Raw genomic sequence first — 16,786 nt, 5'->3', positions numbered from 1 at the left:
CAGCCCGCCGATGGGGGATGTCGGCGGGCTGTCGGAGGTGCCGCAGTGGCTTCTCGGGGCCCTTGACGAAGGGCCTTCCGGACCTAGTGGAAGGTGTGCTCCTCGGCGGGGAACGCCCCGCCGGAGACGTCCTCGGCGAAGGCGCGCGCGGCGTCGCCGAGCGTCTCGCGGAGGTTGGCGTACTGCTTGGTGAAGCGCGGCACCTTGCCGCCGGTCAGACCGGCCATGTCGGTCCAGACGAGGACCTGCGCGTCGGTCCCGGCGCCGGCGCCGATGCCGATGGTCGGGATGTGCAGCGAACGGGTGACCTCGGCGGCCAGCTCGGCCGGCACGAGCTCCAGGACGACCGCGAACGCGCCCGCGTCCTGCGCGGCCTTGGCGTCGCTGAGCAGCCGGTGGGCGGCCTCGTCGGAGCGGCCCTGCACCCGGTAGCCCATGGTGTTGACGGACTGCGGGGTCAGGCCCAGGTGGGACATGACGGGGATGCCGGCCTGGACGAGCAGCTCGGTCTGCGGCAGCGAGCGCTCGCCGCCCTCCAGCTTGATCGCGCCGACGCCGGCGTCCTTGACGAGCCGGGTGGCGTTGCGCAGGGCCTGGACAGGCCCCTCCTGGTACGAGCCGAAGGGCAGGTCGCCGACGACGAGGGCCCGCCTGGTGCCCCGTACGACGGCGGCGGAGAGCAGGGTCATCTCGTCCATCGTGACGGGCACGGTGGTGTCGTAGCCGAGGTGGCAGTTGCCCATCGAGTCGCCGACGAGGATCACCGGGATGCCGGCCTCGTCGAAGACGGAGGCGGTCATCGCGTCGTAGGCGGTGAGCATGGGCCACTTCTCGCCGCGGACCTTGGCGGCGGCGATGTCGTGGACGGTGATGCGGCGGGTGCCCGTGCCCCCGTAGAGCGACTTGGTGCTGTCGCCACCGGCGGCGGGCGGCTTCTGGGCAGCCTGAAGCGTCATGGTGAACGGCTCCTCTTGTCATCTCGAGGCGCCCTCACGGCGTCCCCGGACCACATCCATGGTGGCACTTCGGCGGGCGGACGGGAAAGTGGGCCGGAGTGGCGCTGTTCACACCGCCGCAATGTGTGAAACCCGCGCGGCGCGGCTCCGGGGTCCGACCCGCGCCGCTCCGGGGTCGGGCCCGCGCCGCTCCGGAGCCCCGACCGGTGGATTCCCGGCCCCGCCCCGGACCGCCGTGAATATGAGCGTTCTGTCACAGCCGTCCCGCTTCGGCACTTCCCGAGGAACCCGCCACGCGTGCGGTGTCGTCCCTGGGGGAGTACGGCCGTCCCCTCATCGCCTAGTGTCGACGTCGGGCCACGGCAGCAGGCACGACGGTACGGCGGCAAGGCAGTGAGGGCAGCGATGACGCGGGTGGACACGACGGGGACCGAGTACGGCGGCGCGAACGGCGAGCGTCCCCGTTCCCGGTTCCGGGCCTCCCTCGACCGGCTCCGCCGCGACCGGGGGATCTGGCGCCGGGGCGTCCTGATCGCCCTGACCGCCGTGGCGCTCACCCTCGTGATGGTCTTCCACGCCGACATCCCCAACCGGATCGGCAACCTGGGCAGCCTCACGGAGACCTTCCTGCCCTGGTTCGGCCTCTTCGTGCCGCTCCTGCTCGTCCTCGCGCTGCTGCGCCGGTCCGCCACCGCGCTGATCGCCCTGCTGCTTCCGGCCGTGGTGTGGCTCAACCTCTTCGGCGGGCTCGTCGCCGACAAGTCCGCCCCCGGCGGCGACCTGTCCGTCGCCACCCACAACGTGAACGCCGAGAACCCCGACCCCGAGGGCGCGGCCCGGCAGCTCGCCGACTCCGGCGTCGACGTGCTCGCCCTGGAGGAGCTCAAGGGCGACATGGTCCCGGTCTACGAGGAGGGCCTCGCCGAGGCCTACCCGTACCACTCCGTCCAGGGCACGGTGGGCCTCTGGAGCAAGCTGCCGCTGCGGGACGCGCGGCCCGTCGACATCCACATGGGCTGGACCCGGGCCATGCGCGCCTCCGTCGTGACCCCGAAGGGCGAGGTGGCCGTGTACGTCGCCCACCTGCCCTCCGTACGGGTCCGGATGAACGCCGGCTTCACCGCCAACCAGCGCGACAACAGCGCCGACGCCCTCGGCGAGGCCATCTCCCGGGACCGGCACGAGCGGATCGTCCTCCTCGGCGACCTCAACGGCACCATGAACGACCGCGCCCTCAACGGCGTCACCTCGCAGCTCCGCTCCACCCAGGGCGCGGCCGGCGACGGCTTCGGCTTCAGCTGGCCGGCCTCGTTCCCGCTGGCCCGCATCGACCAGATCATGGTCAAGGGCGTCGAGCCCGTCTCCTCCTGGGCGCTGCCCGCCACGAGGAGCGACCACCTCCCGATCGCCGCCCGCGTGAAGTTCTGAACCCGGCACCCGCACCGGCCCCCGCGCGGAAACGTCCCCTTCACCCTCCGGAGACCACCGGGAACACATCGCCTGAGACAATTTGTTCAGGCGGATAACTAATCTCCGTTCCCTCACCGTCCCCGTCCCCGGAAGGCCCTCCCCCTCATGCCCCTGGCGTTGCTCGCCCTGGCCGTCTCCGCCTTCGGCATCGGCACCACCGAATTCGTGATGATGGGGCTCCTGCCCCAGGTCGCCGAGGACCTCGGCACCTCCGTCCCCACCGCCGGACACCTCGTCTCGGCGTACGCGATCGGGGTCGTCGTCGGCGCCCCGCTGCTCACCGCCCTCGGCTCCCGGATCCCGCGCAAGCGGATGCTCCTGCTGCTCATGGCGCTCTTCACGGTCGGCAACCTCGCCTCCGCGCTCGCCCCCGGCTTCGGCTGGCTCGTCGCGGGCCGGGTCCTCGCCGGCCTCCCGCACGGCGCGTTCTTCGGCCTCGGCGCGGTCGTCGCCGCCCGCCTCGTCCGCGAGGGACGGCAGGCGCGGGCGGTGGCCACCATGTTCCTCGGCCTCACCGTCGCCAACATCCTCGGCGTACCGGCCGCGACCCTCCTCGGCCAGCACCTCGGCTGGCGGGCCACCTTCCTCGTGGTCTCCGCGATCGGCCTGCTCGCCATGGCCGCGCTCGCCCGCCTGGTCCCGCAGATCCCCGCCGACGGGCACCACGGCCTGGGCCGCGAGGTGCGCGCCCTCGGCCGCCCGCAGGTGCTGCTCGGCCTGCTCACCGCCGTCTTCGGCTTCGCGGGCGTCTTCGCCGTCTACTCGTACCTCGCCTCGATGACCACCGAGGTGATGGGCTTCGGCGACTCCACCGTCACGCTCGTCCTCGCCCTCTTCGGCCTCGGGATGACCGGCGGCGCGCTCGCCGCCGGACCGCTGACCGACCGGGCGCTGCGCCCCACCCTGTACGGCTCGCTCGCCGCCCTCGTCCTCGCCCTGGTCGCCTTCCGCTTCACCGTCCACGTGCCCTGGCTGGCCCTGGTCACGGTCGTCGTCCTCGGCGCGGTCGGCTTCATGACCACCACCCCGCTCCAGATGCTGGTCATGAACAAGGCCAAGGACGCCCCGACGCTCGCCTCCGCCTCCAACCACTCGGCCTTCAACCTTGCCAACGCGGGCGGCGCCTGGGCGGGCGGCGCGGCCGTCGCCGCCGGCTGGGGCTGGACCTCCCCGGCCCTGGTCGGCGCGGGCCTCACCGCCGTCGGCCTGGCGGTCGCGGCGGTGGCGGGCCTGCTCGACCGCCGCACGCCGGAGGGGGCCTCCCGCGTCGTCGCGGGAAGCCCCCTGAAGGACACCGGGAAGGAAGCCGGAGAGGACACCGGGGCCGGGGTCAGCCGGCAGGGGATTCCCGCCAGCGGTTCGTGATCGGCAGACGCCGGTCCTTGCCGAAGCCCTTCGCCGAGATCTTGGTGCCCGGCGGGTACTGGCGCCGCTTGTACTCCGCCGCGTCCACCATCCGCAGCGTCCGCGTCACCAGCTCCTCGTCGTACCCGGCGGCCACGATCTCCTCCCGCCCCCGGTCCCGGTCCACGTACAGGGCGAGGATGCCGTCCAGGACCTCGTAGTCCGGCAGCGAGTCCGTGTCGACCTGTCCCGGGCGCAGCTCGGCGCTGGGCGGCTTGGAGATCGAGTTCTCCGGGATCGGCGGGGTCTGGCCGCGCTCCTCGGCCGCCCGGTTCCGCCAGCGCGCCAGCCGGAAGACGTCCGACTTGTACACGTCCTTGATGGGCCCGAACGCGCCCACCGCGTCCCCGTACAGCGTCGAGTAGCCCACCGCCAGCTCGGACTTGTTGCCCGGCGCGAGGACCAGGTGCCCCTCCTGGTTGGAGAGCGCCATCAGGGCCGTGCCGCGCAGCCGGGCCTGGAGGTTCTCCTCCGCGAGCCCGGTGAGGCCGAGCGCCCCCATGTACGCGTCGAACATCGGCTCGATCGACACCGTGCGGTAGTTCAGCCCGGTCCTGCGGGCCAGCTCGGCCGCGTCGCCGCGCGAGTGCCCGGAGGAGTACTTCGAGGGCATCGACACCCCGTACACGTTCTCCGCGCCGAGCGCGTCGCAGGCGATCGACGCGACGAGCGAGGAGTCGATGCCGCCGGACAGGCCGACCAGGACCGAGCGGAAACCGTTCTTCGCGAGGTAGGCGCGCAGGCCGATGACGAGCGCCGAGTACACCTCCTCGTCGTCGTCGAGCCGGTGCGCGTAACCGCCCGTCAGCTCCGGCTCGTACGCGGGCAGCGGCTTCTCGGAGAGCGTCACCCGGTCGATCCGCAGCCCGTCCTCCCCGGTCGGCCCCTCCGGCGCCTCCGGGTCGTATGCGGGAAGGTCCAGGTCCAGGATCACGCTCCCTTCGACGAACTGCGGGGCCCGCGCGACCACTTCGCCCTCCGCGTCCACGACGATCGAGTCGCCGTCGAAGACCAGCTCGTCCTGGCCGCCGGTCGTCGCCAGGTACGCCGTGACGCACCCGGCCTCCCGGGCCCGCGCCCGGACCAGTTCGAGGCGCGTGTCGTCCTTGTTCCGCTCGTACGGCGAGGCGTTCACCGACAGGAGCAGCCCGGCCCGCGCGGCGCGCGCCGCCGGGACCCGGCCGCCGTCCTGCCAGAGGTCCTCGCAGATCGCCAGGGCCACGTCGACGCCGTGCACCCGGACGACGGGCAGCGTGTCGCCCCGGACGAAGTAGCGGTACTCGTCGAAGACGCCGTAGTTGGGCAGGTGGTGCTTGGCGAACCGCAGCGCCACATCCCCGCCGTACAGGACGGCGGCGGCGTTCTCCGGCGACCCGGCCGGCCGGCCGAGCCGGGGCTCCGCCCGCTCCGAGCGGTCCAGGTAGCCGACGACCACCGGCACCTCCCCGAACCCCTCCTCGGCGAGGCGCCGGGCGAGCCCGCGCAGGGCCGTCCGGGACGCCTCCACGAAGGAGGAGCGCAGCGCGAGGTCCTCGACGGGGTATCCGGTCAGCGCCATCTCGGGGAACGCGACGAGATGCGCGCCCTGCCCGACGGCGTGCCGGGTCCAGTGCACGATCGCCTCCGCGTTCCCGGCGATGTCTCCGACGGTCGAGTCGATCTGATTCAGGGCGAGGCGTAGTTGAGGCACCCGCCCAGTGTAATCGTCAGACCGACATTATGTCGTGGGGAAGCGGGATTCCGGGGCTCCGGGCCGGGCGCCCGCCCGTGCGACCTTCCGCGGGGCCGGGGCCCGTCGCCGGGAACCCCGGGGTCCGTCCCGGCGTTCGAACCGGTATGTCCAGGAGTGTCGCGCGCACGGCCGCAGCCCTGTTGGCCCTCGGTGCGCTCGCGTACACCGCCTGGGTCCTCGAAGTCGTCGTCCGCACCGGCCTCGACCCGGTCCGGACGTACGTCTCCGAACTGGCCGCCGCCGACCAGCCCCTCGGCGGCCTCTTCCGCGCCACCGACTTCGCGGCGGGCCTCCTGGTCCTGGCGGGGGCGCTGACGGGCCTGGCAGGGGTGTGGCGGGCGCGCGGAGGGTCCGGCGGGCCGCCGGACCCGGGCGGCCGTGCGGGCCGCGACCCCTGGGCCGTCGGCGGCTGGATCGCGCTCGCCGTCTTCGGGGCCGCCACCGTCGCCGACTCCCGGCTGCCGCTGAGCTGCGCCCCGACCGTCGACCCCGTGTGCGCGGCGCGCGAGACCGCCGGGCTCGTCCCCGCCACCCACGCGGCCCACGCCGTCAGTTCGAGCCTGGCGATGACGGGCGCGCTCGCGGCCCTGGTCGCCCTGACCGTCGCGGCCTGCCGCCACGACCGCCGGCTGCCCCTCGCCCGCACCGGACCGGTCCTGGTCGCCCTGGAGCTCGCCGCCACCGCCTGGACCCTCGCCGCCGTCGCCGCCTTCGAGGCCGGGAAGGGCATCTGGGCGCTCGGCGCGGGGCAGCGGCTCCAGGTCCTCCTGGTGGCCGTGTGGCTCGCCGTCCTCGCGTACTCCCTCGCGCGCTCCCCGGCCGGGGACGGACGGAGGGAGCGGCGGTGACCTTCGTACGGATCGGGGGCGTGCCCCACCACGTGGTGACCGAGGGCTCGGGACCCGTCTGCGTCCTGAGCGCCGGCCTCGGCATGAGCTGGTTCGACTGGGACCCGGTCGTCCCGCACCTCGCCCCGTACCGCACGGTCGTCCGCTTCGACCGTCCCGGTCACGGCCTCTCCGCCCCGGCGGCGGTCCCGCCGACGGCGGCGGGCGAGGCGGACCGGATCGCGGCGGTCCTCGACGCGCTCGGCCTCCTCGGACCGGCCGTCGTCGTCGGGCACTCGATCGCCGGGTTCCACGCGGAGGCCTTCGCCCGGCTGCACCCGGACCGGGCCGCCGGCCTGGTCCTCGTCGACTCCTCGGCGGAGGAGGACCCCCGGCCGTCCCGCACCACCGTGCCCGCCCGCGTCCTCGGCGCCGTCCTCTGCGCCGCCGGACTCCCGGCGGCGCTCGGCCCGGCGGTCCGGGACCTCGCGGTCCGGGCGGCGACCGTACGCGGAGGGACCCCGCGCCCCGGCCCCGGACCCGCGTCCGTCCGTACCGACCCCGCCCCCGTCCGTACCGACCCCGCCCCCGTCCGTACCGACCCCGCCCTCGTCCGCCGCGTCTACCGCACCTCGCGCGTGCTGCGCGGCACCCTCCTGGAGAACGCCCGCTACGGAGCCGTCGCCGCCGAACTCCTCGCCCTGCGGGACGAGCACCCGCTCCCGCCCGGCCTCCCCGTCACCGTCCTCGCCGCCCCCGACGGCTCCGCCCGCTGGGAGCGGCGCCAGCGCGCCCTGGCCCGGCGGCTCGGCGCCCGCTACGAGGCGGCCGAGCCGTCGGGCCACCTGGTCATGAGGGACCGCCCGGACGCGGTGGCCCGGGCGGTCCTGGAACAGCCGTAGCCGTCAGGAAGACGCGTAGACGCTCATGCAGAACGCCTTGATCTGCTCGTCCGAGAGGTGCTGCGCCAGCTCGGCCTCGCTGATCATGCCGACGAGCCGCTTCTCCTCGATGACGGGCAGCCGCTTGATCCGGTGGCCCTGCATCTCCTCCAGGACGGCGCCCACGTCGGCGTCCGACTCGACCCAGCGCGGGGTGCCCTTGGCCATCTCGCCGCAGGTCACCTTGGACGGGTCGTGGCCCATGGCCACGCAGCCGACGACGATGTCGCGGTCCGTGAGGATGCCGCAGAGACGTTCGTTCTCGTCGGCGATGGGCAGCGCGCCCACGTTCAGGTCGCGCATCAGCTGCGCGGCGCGGTCGAGCGTCTCGTGAGCCGGGATCCACTGGGCCCCGGGGTGCATGATGTCCTTCGCCGTGGTCATGGGGTCGCGTACCTTTCGTCGTCGAACGCCGTACGAATCCCCGAGCCCACCCATTGTCGGCGCACGGCACGGCCCCCGCGACCGCAGCGGGTCACGGGGGCCGTACGGCCTCCGCTCACGGGCCCGGGATCAGGCCCCGCGCTCCTTCAGCATGTCCGCCATCAGCAGCATCTCGGACTTCTGCGCGTCGACCATGCCCTGGGCGAGCGAGCGCTCGACGCCCACGGTGCACTTGCGCACGCAGCCCTCGGCCATGTGGACCCCGCCCCTGTGGTGCTCGGTCATGAGCTTCAGGTACAGGACCTCGGCCTCCCGGCCACTGGCCTTCCGCAACTCCTCGATCTGCGTCTTGGTCGCCATGCCCGGCATGAGCGCCCCGTCCCGCGGACCGGCGTCGCCCGAGCCGCCCATGCCCATCCAGGTCATCGGCTCGACGCCGGACTCGTTCTTGGGCAGCCCCCACAGGTCGAGCCAGCCGAGCATCATGCCCCGCTGGTTGGCCTGCGTGTTGGCGATGTCGTACGCGAGCCGGCGCACGGCCTCGTCCTTCGTCCGGTCCCGGACGACGAACGACATCTCGACGGCCTGCTGGTGGTGGACCGCCATGTCCCGGGCGAACCCGGCGTCCGCCGACGTGGAGACCGGGGTGGCGGGCGCCTCGTCGCGGTCCGCGGAGGCGACGGTCACCGCGCCCCCGGCGAAGAGCACCGCGAGGGCGACGGCGGCGATCGCCGCCCCCTGCGTGCGGTTCGGCCTCACTGGCCCATCCCGGCGCCGCCCGCGCCCGCCGCGTCGAGCCCGCCCGTGCAGGCCGCGCCCGGCTCCGGGGTCTGCGGGCCCTGCACGTACTTGGTGAAGAAGGCGTCGACGCGCGGGTCGTCCGCGCCGTCCACGGTCACCTGCTTGCCCCAGGCGGACAGCATGATCGCGCCGGCCTGGTCGTCCACCGGGCTCATCAGCGAGTACTTGGTCTTGCCGACCTTCGCGGCCAGCTTCTCCACGTCGCCCTTGGGGGCCTGCTTGTTGTACGTCACCCAGACGGCGCCGTGTTCGAGGGAGTGCACGGCGTTCACGTCCGGGACCGGCTTCGTGTAGACGTCGCCGTCGCAGTTCATCCAGACCTGGCTGTGGTCACCGCCGACCGGCGGCTTCATGTCGTACTTCACGGCCGTCTGGACGTGGTTGCGGCCGAGCTTGGCGGGGTCCCAGCTCTTCTCGGCGGAGATCGGGGCCTTGGCGGCGGCGTCCTTCTTGTCCTGCTCGTCGGACTTCTTCATCAGCACGAAGCTGCCGAAGCCGACGAGGCCGAGCACGACGACGGTCGAGACGCCGATCGTGATCAGGCGGTTGCGGCGCTCACGGGCCTGCTCGGCGCGGCGCATCTCCTCTATTCGGGCGCGGCGGTCGGCGTTGGCGGAGCGGTTGGCGGCCATGGTGGTGTCGTCCTTCTTCGGGAGGTGGGGGTGGGGTTCGGTACGGGCACGGACGTGCGGCGGCGGGGGCGGAGGGCCGCCCCGTCACCCGCCTACGTACGGAGAACCTGAAGGACGTGCAGGTCCGGCGCGCGCGGCCGGACGCCGGAGCGGCGCGCCGGCCCGTCGCCGGAGACCGGGTCGAGGCGCGGAAGCCCGTCCGCCGCCTGGAGCGGGGGATCGAGCGCGGGCGCGCCGAGCACCGCGGGGGAGGGGGACGGGAAGAGGGAGCAGCCGCCGCGGTCGTACGGGCAGACGTACTCGACGGTGACGGCGGTCGCCGCCGCCCGCACCCGCTGCTCCGGGGCCGGCCCGTGGTGGGACTCCGCCCCCGGCCCGGTCCCCAGACAGAAGGAGAGCGCGGCGAGGAGCGTCGCCACGGCACTCACCAGTGCCATGGGACGCGCGTGCCGGGACGGGCGTACGAGCCGTGGGGCCCCCATGGGCGGAGATCGTAGTGGGCGAACGCCCTCCGTGGGCCGAACGGGGTACCACCGGATGCGGGACGACGGGGCCGGACCGGAGAACGGAGGCCCGGATCGGGCCGTTCCCCGTTACCTGAGTCACAACCGAGCAGGCAGTATGGGTGTGCAACGTGCGCGAAACCATGTGGTGGGATGCTCAGGTGCCCCCGATGTGCCCGAGGCGGTGGGATCAGGCGGCCTGACCAGCGAGGATGGGTGTGGAAATGGACAAGCAGCAGGAATTCGTGCTCCGTACGCTCGAAGAGCGCGACATCCGCTTCGTGCGCCTGTGGTTCACCGACGTGCTCGGCTTCCTCAAGTCGGTGGCCGTGGCGCCGGCCGAACTGGAGCAGGCCTTCGACGAGGGCATCGGCTTCGACGGCTCCGCGATCGAGGGCTTCGCCCGCGTCTACGAGTCGGACATGATCGCCAAGCCGGACCCGGGCACGTTCCAGATCCTGCCGTGGCGCGCGGAGGCGCCGGGCACGGCCCGGATGTTCTGCGACATCCTGATGCCGGACGGCTCGCCGTCCTTCGCGGACCCGCGCTACGTCCTGAAGCGGGCCCTGGCCAAGACCTCGGACCTGGGCTTCACCTTCTACACCCACCCCGAGATCGAGTTCTTCCTCCTGAAGGACAAGCCGCTCGACGGCTCCCGGCCCACCCCGGCCGACAACTCGGGCTACTTCGACCACACCCCGCAGAACGTCGGCATGGACTTCCGCCGCCAGGCGATCACCATGCTGGAGTCGATGGGCATCTCGGTCGAGTTCTCCCACCACGAGGGCGCGCCGGGCCAGCAGGAGATCGACCTCCGCTACGCCGACGCGCTCTCCACGGCCGACAACATCATGACCTTCCGCCTGGTCATGAAGCAGGTCGCCCTCGAACAGGGCGTCCAGGCCACCTTCATGCCGAAGCCGTTCTCGGACTACCCGGGCTCGGGCATGCACACCCACCTCTCCCTCTTCGAGGGCGACCGGAACGCCTTCTACGAGTCGGGCGCCGAGTACCAGCTCTCCAAGGTGGGCCGCTCCTTCATCGCGGGCCTCCTGAAGCACGCGGGCGAGATCTCGGCCGTCACCAACCAGTGGGTCAACTCCTACAAGCGCATCTGGGGCGGCTCGTCGCGCACGGCCGGCTCGGGCGGCGAGGCCCCCTCGTACATCTGCTGGGGCCACAACAACCGCTCGGCCCTCATCCGGGTCCCCATGTACAAGCCGGGCAAGACGGGCTCCTCGCGCGTCGAGGTCCGCTCCATCGACTCGGGCGCCAACCCGTACCTGACCTACGCCGTCCTCCTCGCGGCCGGACTCAAGGGCATCGAGGAGGGCTACGAACTCCCGGCCGGCGCCGACGACGACGTCTGGGCCCTCTCCGACTCGGAACGCCGCGCGATGGGCATCGAGCCCCTCCCGCAGAACCTCGGCGAGGCGATCTCCCTGATGGAGCGCAGCGAACTGGTCGCGGAGACCCTGGGCGAGCACGTCTTCGACTTCTTCCTGCGCAACAAGAAGCAGGAGTGGGAGGAGTACCGCTCCGAGGTCACGGCGTTCGAGCTGCGGAAGAACCTGCCGGTGCTGTAAGCGCAGGTCAGGACAGGTAGAACCTGGAACTGAGCCTGAGGGTCGACGGTCGCGAACCGTCGGCCCTCAGGCGTCCTACTCGGCCTGGGCCGTCTCTGGGCCGTCAGACGTTGAACCGGGGCCCTCGTAGAGTCCGTCCACGGCCCGGCGGGCCCGTCCGTCGCTGCTCGGCATCAGGTGCGTGTAGACCCGGAGCGTGAAGCCGGGATCGCCGTGACCGAGGTACGAGCTGAGCGCCTTGATGTTCTCGCCGGCGTCGAGGAGCACGGACGCGTAGAAGTGCCGCAGCGCGTGCATCCCGTGCTCGCGGGCCGCCTGGTGCCGCTCGCCCTCCTTGGGCTCCGGAATGACGCCGGCCTGGACGAGGGCGAGCTTCCACACGCGAGTGTTGAAGTCGGTCCGCCGCACGGCGCCGCCGCCCGTGAGCGAGAAGAACAGCCGCTTCGTGACGAGCGGCCCGTCCGGCTTCAGCCAGGGCAGGGAGACGTCGACGGGAGGGAATTCCTCGGCGTGCTCGCGCAGAACACGGGCGACCTGGCGGGGGAGCGGGACGTCCCGCTCCTTTCCGCGTTTCGGCGGCCCGAAGACGAGATGCCCGTTGACGACCTTCACCTGATTCGCGACGTGGAGCCATCCGGTGTCGAACCTGACGTGCTCCTCCGCCAGTCCGAAGATTTCGCCCTGGCGGAGACCGCACCCCCCTCCGATGTCGACCATCGCCTGATAGCGCTTCGGCAGCGCCGAGCGGATGGCGAACACCCGGTCCGACGTCCACGGCCTCACCCTCGGCTCGACCGGAGCAGGCGGCCGGACCGAACGCGACTTGCACGGGTTCTTGGCGAGCAGCTCGTCGTCCACGGCCGCGGCGAGCAGGGCGGAGACGCTGGCGAAGATGACCCGGCGATACGAGGACACGGGAAGGGCCTTCTCCAGCGCCGCGAGCCACTCCCGGATGTGCTCGGGCCGGAACGAGTCGATCGGCCGCGTCCCGAGGTACGGGAACGCGTGCAGCCGAAGGTGGACGTCCACCGCCGTGCGCGTCGTCGGGTCCGTCGTCTGCGAGGCGAGCCACTTTTCGCCGTACTGCCGGAACGTGATCCGTCCGGCGGACGGGTCGATGTACTGCCCGCGGCTCATATCGGCCTCGATAGTGGAGAGCCACTTGTCCGCGAGACGCTTCTGCTTGTCCGGGAAGCTCTTGGACTTCTCGGTGCCGTCGGGGCCGATGTAGCGGGCCCGGTAACGGAGCCCGAGGCCGTAGCGGTCGGTCCTGACCCGGCGCTCCTTGCCGTCGGCGTCGATCTCGGTCTTGTACCAGCGGTCCTGGACGTGGCCGGCCATGGGCGGGTGCGGTTCCTTTCGACGTATGGAAAGGCCTGTGCCGCCCCACGACGAGGGCGGCACAGGCCAGTGGGGGCGGATCAGGCAGCGGCGTCGAACTCGCTCTGCTGGGTGACCCAAGCGCGGACAGTGGCGGGGTCGTAGCGGACGTGGCGGCCGACGCGGAATCCGGGCGGGCCGGTGCGCTTCTTGCGCCAGTGGTAGACGGTCTCCAGGGGGACGTCGAAGAGTTCGGCGATGTCCTCGGGGGTGAGGTACCGGTCCGGGAGTCCGGCCCGCAGGGTGGTGGCGGCGGATGCCATATCGGCTCTCCTCTGGCTTGTGGGCAGTTGGGTTGCCAGTGCTGGGAGGACGCCTCGGGAAGGCGTGTGTGTCCGAGGTCGGGATTTCTGCGTCACTGCGTCATCCGCGTCACTAAAGCCCTCTGAGCTGCGGTTTTTCGGTGACGCAGAGTCTTCGGGTTGTGTCACGGGTGACGCAGCCGTCCGTCATGGGGTGACGCGGGTGACGAAGGGTGACGCAGAGATTCGGGGTCTGCGTCACCTCTGTCGTCGCAGCTCAGGAGCGGTTTCGGGGCCGTTGGTGACGTAGGTGACGCAGCGCTTCCTACTTAGGAAAAAGAGAAGGGGTCTGTGTCTGTTGTCGTGCGCGCCTTCGGGCGTGAAGAGGGAGCCGCGAAGCGGCACGCCTTTGGGCGGCGGCGAGCCGCCGAAGAGCAAGAGGAGCACCCGGCGCCACGGGGGCGGGGTGCTCCTCTTGGTTGTGCGCGAGCGGTCGCGGCGGTGCGGGTCAGAACGCCGGCTGCTGCTCGTCGGCCGGGGGCAGGGGGCGGGCGAGTTCGATGTAGCGGGCGCTGTTCTTCCGGCCCCAGTCGACCAGGACGCCGCGGGCGGCCAGGACGGGTTGGAGGCGCTTGAGGCGGTCGGAGAGGACCTTGCCGGTGGTGGGCCACCCCTTGGGCAGCGGGCGCAGGTCCTCGCCGCTGTAGAGCTGGCTGAGGCAGTGCAGCCACTCGGCCGACGTCATCCGCACGTCCGCGCCCGGGGCGATGCCGCCGGCGTGCTTGAGGACGGTCTGGGCGAGCAGGTCGCCTTCGATGACGTCGTCGTTGAGGTCGTCCAGGCTGGTGCGGTAGGCGTCCAGGGCGCCGAGGCTGGTGGCGGTGTCGAGCTGGGCGCACAGGTGGGCGAAGTCCGCCATGCGCAGGTCGGTGGGGATCTGTGCCTGGGTGGCGCGGACCTTGACGGTGAGGTCGAGCAGGGAGCCGAGGATCACCGGCAGGGCCTCTTCGAACTCCGCCCACAACTCCGCCTCGGTCCGCCGCACCCTCGGCCGCTCCAGACGGAGCGGCAGGAGGCGTTCGGCCAGATCGGGGCGGATGACGCCGACGTCGATCCCGGTCAGCAGCAGCGGCCGGCGGTAGCGGGAGCGGACGACGTCGCCGTCGGTGAACAGGGCGCGTTTGATGGTCTCGGCGCCGGTGACGATGCAGCACATCAGGTCGGAGAGGTCGGGGCCGAGGTGGGAGAGGTTGTCCAGGGCGGTGACCCATCCGGCCGCGACGGCGGTGATCAGGTTCTCCTCGTCCTTCGGGGCGCGGCGCAGGTCGCCGCTCATGCCCTCGATGATCCGCACCAGCATCCGCCCGGCGGTGGACTTGCCCGCGCCCTGGGGGCCGGTGAGGAAGGGGGCGGGGACGGGGACGGAGGGCCCGAGACAGCCGACCAACCAGGCGAGGGCCAGGGCCTCGCCCTGGGCGCTGGCGAAGTTGCACAGCCGCATGAGCAGGTCGATGCCCTTGCCGTCGGTGTCCTTCGCCGGCAGCGGGAGTTCTCCGGTGAGCTGGGTGCGCCGCCAGCAGACCTCTCGCGGGTCGGGGATGCGAATGTCCCAGCCGGTGGGGTGGATGCGGACGGAGCGGCCGTCGTCGCGGCCGAGGTCGAGCCAGGTGGCGCCGTCGAAGCCGGGGGCGACGCGGATGTGGGTGGGCTGGACGTCCTGGGACAGGGCGAGTGCTTCGATCAAGTCCAGTGCCTCCTTGAGGGCGGTTCCGTTGAAGACGCCGTGCCCGTCGTGGAACAGGCCGACCATGAGTTCCTGCCGGTGGCTGCCGGTGGTGCCCTGGGAGCGGATGGGGCGGGCGACGGGGTGGCCGTTGCGCTGGGCGTAGACGGTGCCGTCGACCGTGCGGAAGTAGCGGAAATGCTGCTGCGCGTATTCGGTGATGACCTCGCGCGCCGGAGTCTTCTCGTCCTCGGACATGTCACATCCCCAGAGCCGTGGAGGCATTCGCCCACGCGTCCGTGCAGTGCCGCGGGGACTCGCCCTTGGCCTGGGCGGCGGTGAACAGGCGGCCGATGTGGGTTTCGGTGAGGCAGCCGCAGCGACCGTGGGCGGAGAGCACCGCGAGGAAGGTCCGGTACACCGCCGCGTGCACCCCGCTGGTGGCGGCGGTGATGTGCTGCTCGGCCATGGCGATCCCGCGCTCCAGGTAGACCGGCGAGCGATGCAGGCACTTCCCGCTGCCAGCCGGGGCAGGCACGGCGACGGCGCGGGGCGCGGGCCGTGCGGCGGGCTTCACCTTCACCAGCTCGTGCACGGCGGCCGGGACGTCGGTCATGGGGCCGGTGCCGGGGCCGAGCCAGCGGGCGTAGGACATGGTCGACTTGATGTCGACGCCGTCGCGGACGGCGTTCACCGACCGGACGGTGCCCCGGTAGATCCAGTGCTGCCCGCGCGTGGTGGCCACGGTCGTGGTGGGCGGGAGCGTGGAGCGGGCCCAGGTGACGGCGGCCTGGTTGTCGAGGTCGACCACGGTCACGCCGCCGCCGCCGGGGTGGTAGCCGATCGTCCGCGCCCGCCGCCACGCCGCCGCCCACTGCGGGGAGGCGACGACGCCGGGGTCGGTGGTGGCCGCGGCCCAGCCGTGGCACGGCCAAGGGCAGGCGCACGGGCCGGGGGTCCGCATGTTCGGTCGGCCGCCGCAGGCGAGGTCCTCGCAGTTGCGGCAGAGGCCGAAGGGGCGCTTGTCGGCTCGCAGGGGCAGCACCGGCAGGCCCTGCTCGGCGAGGCCGAGGGCGGTGGTGGGGATGCTGTTCACGCGGCCACCCCCGCACGCACCCGGGCGAGGAACTGGGCGCCGATCCAGTGGGTGTAGGCGGGCGGGATGGCCTCGGTCAACTCCTCGCGGACGTCGGTCCACGTGATGCCCATGGCGGTCTGGAGTTCCGCCACGGAGGGCTTGCCGCCGCCGTTGCCATAAGGGGCGACGTAGGGGCCGTCGTGGAACTCGCCGTGCCGCCACCCCCGGACCCGTCCCCGATGCTTGGGATGGGCGGGCTGGGTGACGCTCCAGCGGCCGAGTTCGAAGTTGCGGTGACGCAGGACCCCGAGGGAGAACTGCTCGCCGCACAGGGTCAGGTCCTTGCGGATCTCGGCGCGGCCGTTGGGCTGCTCGATGACGTACGGCAGCCCGGACGCCTCCAACAACACCCGGGTGGGCGGGACGAGGTCGACGTGGGTGCCGCCCCAGCCCTTGGACCGGTTGGTGCCGATCGTCAGGTTGCACTTGTCCTGGCACGGCGGGGAGGAGTGGACGAACGAGAACCGCTCGATCTCGCCGGTGGCGATCAGGTCCGTCAGGTACTCCAGGGCGTCGGCCCGGTGGAAGGTGAAGGGGTAGTTCAGGCGCGGGGCGATGTCGACGCCGACGACGTCGAACCCGGCCCGCCGGTAGCCCATGGCCGCGCCGCCGGCGCAGCAGAACAGATCCAGCAGTAACGGTCGGGCGGGGTGCTCTCGCCGAATGTCGGTGGGTTGAGTCATGCTGGGTGTCTCCAGTTCTCTTGTCCGGTTCTGGATGTGAGGGCGGCCCGGTCTTTGGCGAGATGGCGGGCCGCCCTTTGTGCTGTCACGCGGCGAACAGGTCGAACTGCTCCGAGCCCTACCGGTCAATGGGTGGGCGAGAAGGCCGCATGTCCCTGGTGACTAGAAGGGCGGTTCGTCGTTCCACGGACCGGTTGACGAGGTACGGCAGGGACAGGGGTCCCACTCGGTGCCGGCGTACTCGCCGATCTCGTAGTCGCCGTAGTCGTAGGCGTGGCCGCCCGCGCCGTTGCAGCAGGGGCAGTCGGGGTGGGGGCGGCGGTGAGGGGCAGGGCCCACGGGACCAGTCCGTGACGCGCAAGCGCAGGCGCAGCATGGTTTTCC

At 72.3% G+C, this 16,786-nt stretch carries 17 protein-coding genes; 5 read left to right on the top strand and 12 right to left on the bottom strand.

Annotation, left to right across the window (positions count from 1 at the left end; genetic code table 11):
- Positions 1-83: 83 nt before the first annotated feature.
- Positions 84-956: a 3-methyl-2-oxobutanoate hydroxymethyltransferase gene (panB, locus tag AB0398_RS16155; protein ID WP_366375522.1), complete on the bottom strand. Its 873-nt coding sequence runs from the start codon at positions 954-956 to the stop codon at positions 84-86.
- Between the two features lie 405 nt (positions 957-1,361).
- Here panB and AB0398_RS16150 point away from each other — a divergent pair, with 405 nt between their 5' ends.
- Both AB0398_RS16150 and AB0398_RS16145 read left to right on the top strand, forming a co-directional pair.
- Entirely contained in the window at positions 1,362-2,384 is a 1,023-nt protein-coding gene (locus AB0398_RS16150; RefSeq protein WP_366375520.1) for an endonuclease/exonuclease/phosphatase family protein, read from the top strand.
- 147 nt (positions 2,385-2,531) lie between these two features.
- The gene (locus AB0398_RS16145) at positions 2,532-3,791 is read left to right on the top strand and encodes an MFS transporter (protein WP_366375518.1); all 1,260 of its coding nucleotides are present in this window, start codon (positions 2,532-2,534) and stop codon (positions 3,789-3,791) included.
- Here the strand turns inward: AB0398_RS16145 and AB0398_RS16140 are convergent.
- The gene (locus AB0398_RS16140) at positions 3,757-5,520 is read right to left on the bottom strand and encodes an NAD+ synthase (protein ID WP_366375517.1); all 1,764 of its coding nucleotides are present in this window, start codon (positions 5,518-5,520) and stop codon (positions 3,757-3,759) included. The two genes, AB0398_RS16145 and AB0398_RS16140, sit on opposite strands and share 35 nt — an antisense overlap.
- 146 nt (positions 5,521-5,666) lie before the next feature.
- Here AB0398_RS16140 and AB0398_RS16135 point away from each other — a divergent pair, with 146 nt between their 5' ends.
- Entirely contained in the window at positions 5,667-6,410 is a 744-nt protein-coding gene (locus tag AB0398_RS16135) for a DUF998 domain-containing protein (RefSeq protein WP_366375516.1), read from the top strand.
- Positions 6,407-7,291: an alpha/beta hydrolase gene (locus tag AB0398_RS16130; RefSeq protein ID WP_366375514.1), complete on the top strand. Its 885-nt coding sequence runs from the start codon at positions 6,407-6,409 to the stop codon at positions 7,289-7,291. The genes AB0398_RS16135 and AB0398_RS16130 overlap by 4 nt, the downstream gene beginning before the upstream one ends.
- Positions 7,292-7,294: 3 nt before the next feature.
- Here the strand turns inward: AB0398_RS16130 and AB0398_RS16125 are convergent, their stop codons facing one another.
- The 4 genes from AB0398_RS16125 to AB0398_RS16110 form a co-directional block, all read right to left on the bottom strand.
- A complete protein-coding gene (locus AB0398_RS16125; protein WP_366375512.1) occupies positions 7,295-7,714 on the bottom strand; it encodes a CBS domain-containing protein in 420 nt (139 codons plus the stop codon).
- Positions 7,715-7,843: 129 nt separating this feature from the next.
- Positions 7,844-8,473: a DUF305 domain-containing protein gene (locus AB0398_RS16120; RefSeq protein ID WP_366375511.1), complete on the bottom strand. Its 630-nt coding sequence runs from the start codon at positions 8,471-8,473 to the stop codon at positions 7,844-7,846.
- Complete coding sequence (locus AB0398_RS16115; RefSeq protein ID WP_366375509.1) at positions 8,470-9,147, bottom strand: DUF3105 domain-containing protein; 678 nt, start codon at positions 9,145-9,147, stop codon at positions 8,470-8,472. The genes AB0398_RS16120 and AB0398_RS16115 overlap by 4 nt, the downstream gene beginning before the upstream one ends.
- A gap of 92 nt (positions 9,148-9,239) precedes the next feature.
- Positions 9,240-9,584, bottom strand: a complete 345-nt coding sequence (locus tag AB0398_RS16110; protein ID WP_366375507.1) for a hypothetical protein — start codon at positions 9,582-9,584, stop codon at positions 9,240-9,242.
- 290 nt (positions 9,585-9,874) lie between these two features.
- On the opposite strand from AB0398_RS16110, the gene AB0398_RS16105 reads away from it, so the two are divergent.
- The gene (locus AB0398_RS16105) at positions 9,875-11,236 is read left to right on the top strand and encodes a glutamine synthetase family protein (RefSeq protein ID WP_366375505.1); all 1,362 of its coding nucleotides are present in this window, start codon (positions 9,875-9,877) and stop codon (positions 11,234-11,236) included.
- Between the two features lie 75 nt (positions 11,237-11,311).
- On the opposite strand, the gene AB0398_RS16100 is transcribed toward AB0398_RS16105, so the two are convergent.
- The 6 genes from AB0398_RS16100 to AB0398_RS16075 all read right to left on the bottom strand — a co-directional run bounded on the left by AB0398_RS16100 (position 11,312) and on the right by AB0398_RS16075 (position 16,741).
- Complete coding sequence (locus AB0398_RS16100; RefSeq protein ID WP_366375504.1) at positions 11,312-12,577, bottom strand: site-specific integrase; 1,266 nt, start codon at positions 12,575-12,577, stop codon at positions 11,312-11,314.
- Between the two features lie 80 nt (positions 12,578-12,657).
- Positions 12,658-12,879 carry a helix-turn-helix domain-containing protein gene (locus AB0398_RS16095; RefSeq protein WP_366375502.1) on the bottom strand — a complete coding sequence of 74 codons (222 nt, stop codon included), beginning with the start codon at positions 12,877-12,879 and terminating at the stop codon, positions 12,658-12,660.
- A 487-nt stretch (positions 12,880-13,366) separates the two neighbouring features.
- Positions 13,367-14,839 carry an ATP-binding protein gene (locus AB0398_RS16090; RefSeq protein WP_366375501.1) on the bottom strand — a complete coding sequence of 491 codons (1,473 nt, stop codon included), beginning with the start codon at positions 14,837-14,839 and terminating at the stop codon, positions 13,367-13,369.
- A 1-nt stretch (position 14,840) separates the two neighbouring features.
- Positions 14,841-15,677: a bifunctional DNA primase/polymerase gene (locus AB0398_RS16085; RefSeq protein WP_366375500.1), complete on the bottom strand. Its 837-nt coding sequence runs from the start codon at positions 15,675-15,677 to the stop codon at positions 14,841-14,843.
- Entirely contained in the window at positions 15,674-16,402 is a 729-nt protein-coding gene (locus AB0398_RS16080; protein ID WP_366375499.1) for a DNA methylase, read from the bottom strand. Before AB0398_RS16080 ends, AB0398_RS16085 begins: the two co-directional genes overlap by 4 nt.
- Positions 16,403-16,564: 162 nt before the next feature.
- On the bottom strand, positions 16,565-16,741 hold the full coding sequence (locus AB0398_RS16075) for a hypothetical protein (RefSeq protein ID WP_366375498.1): 177 nt from the start codon (positions 16,739-16,741) through the stop codon (positions 16,565-16,567).
- Between the last annotated feature and the right edge of the window lie 45 nt (positions 16,742-16,786).

This window comes from Streptomyces sp. NPDC086147, from assembly GCF_040702165.1.
Classification (GTDB): domain Bacteria; phylum Actinomycetota; class Actinomycetes; order Streptomycetales; family Streptomycetaceae; genus Streptomyces.
The sequence above is the reverse complement of the archived record's forward strand: the minus strand, read 5'-3'. Positions and strand labels throughout refer to the sequence as shown.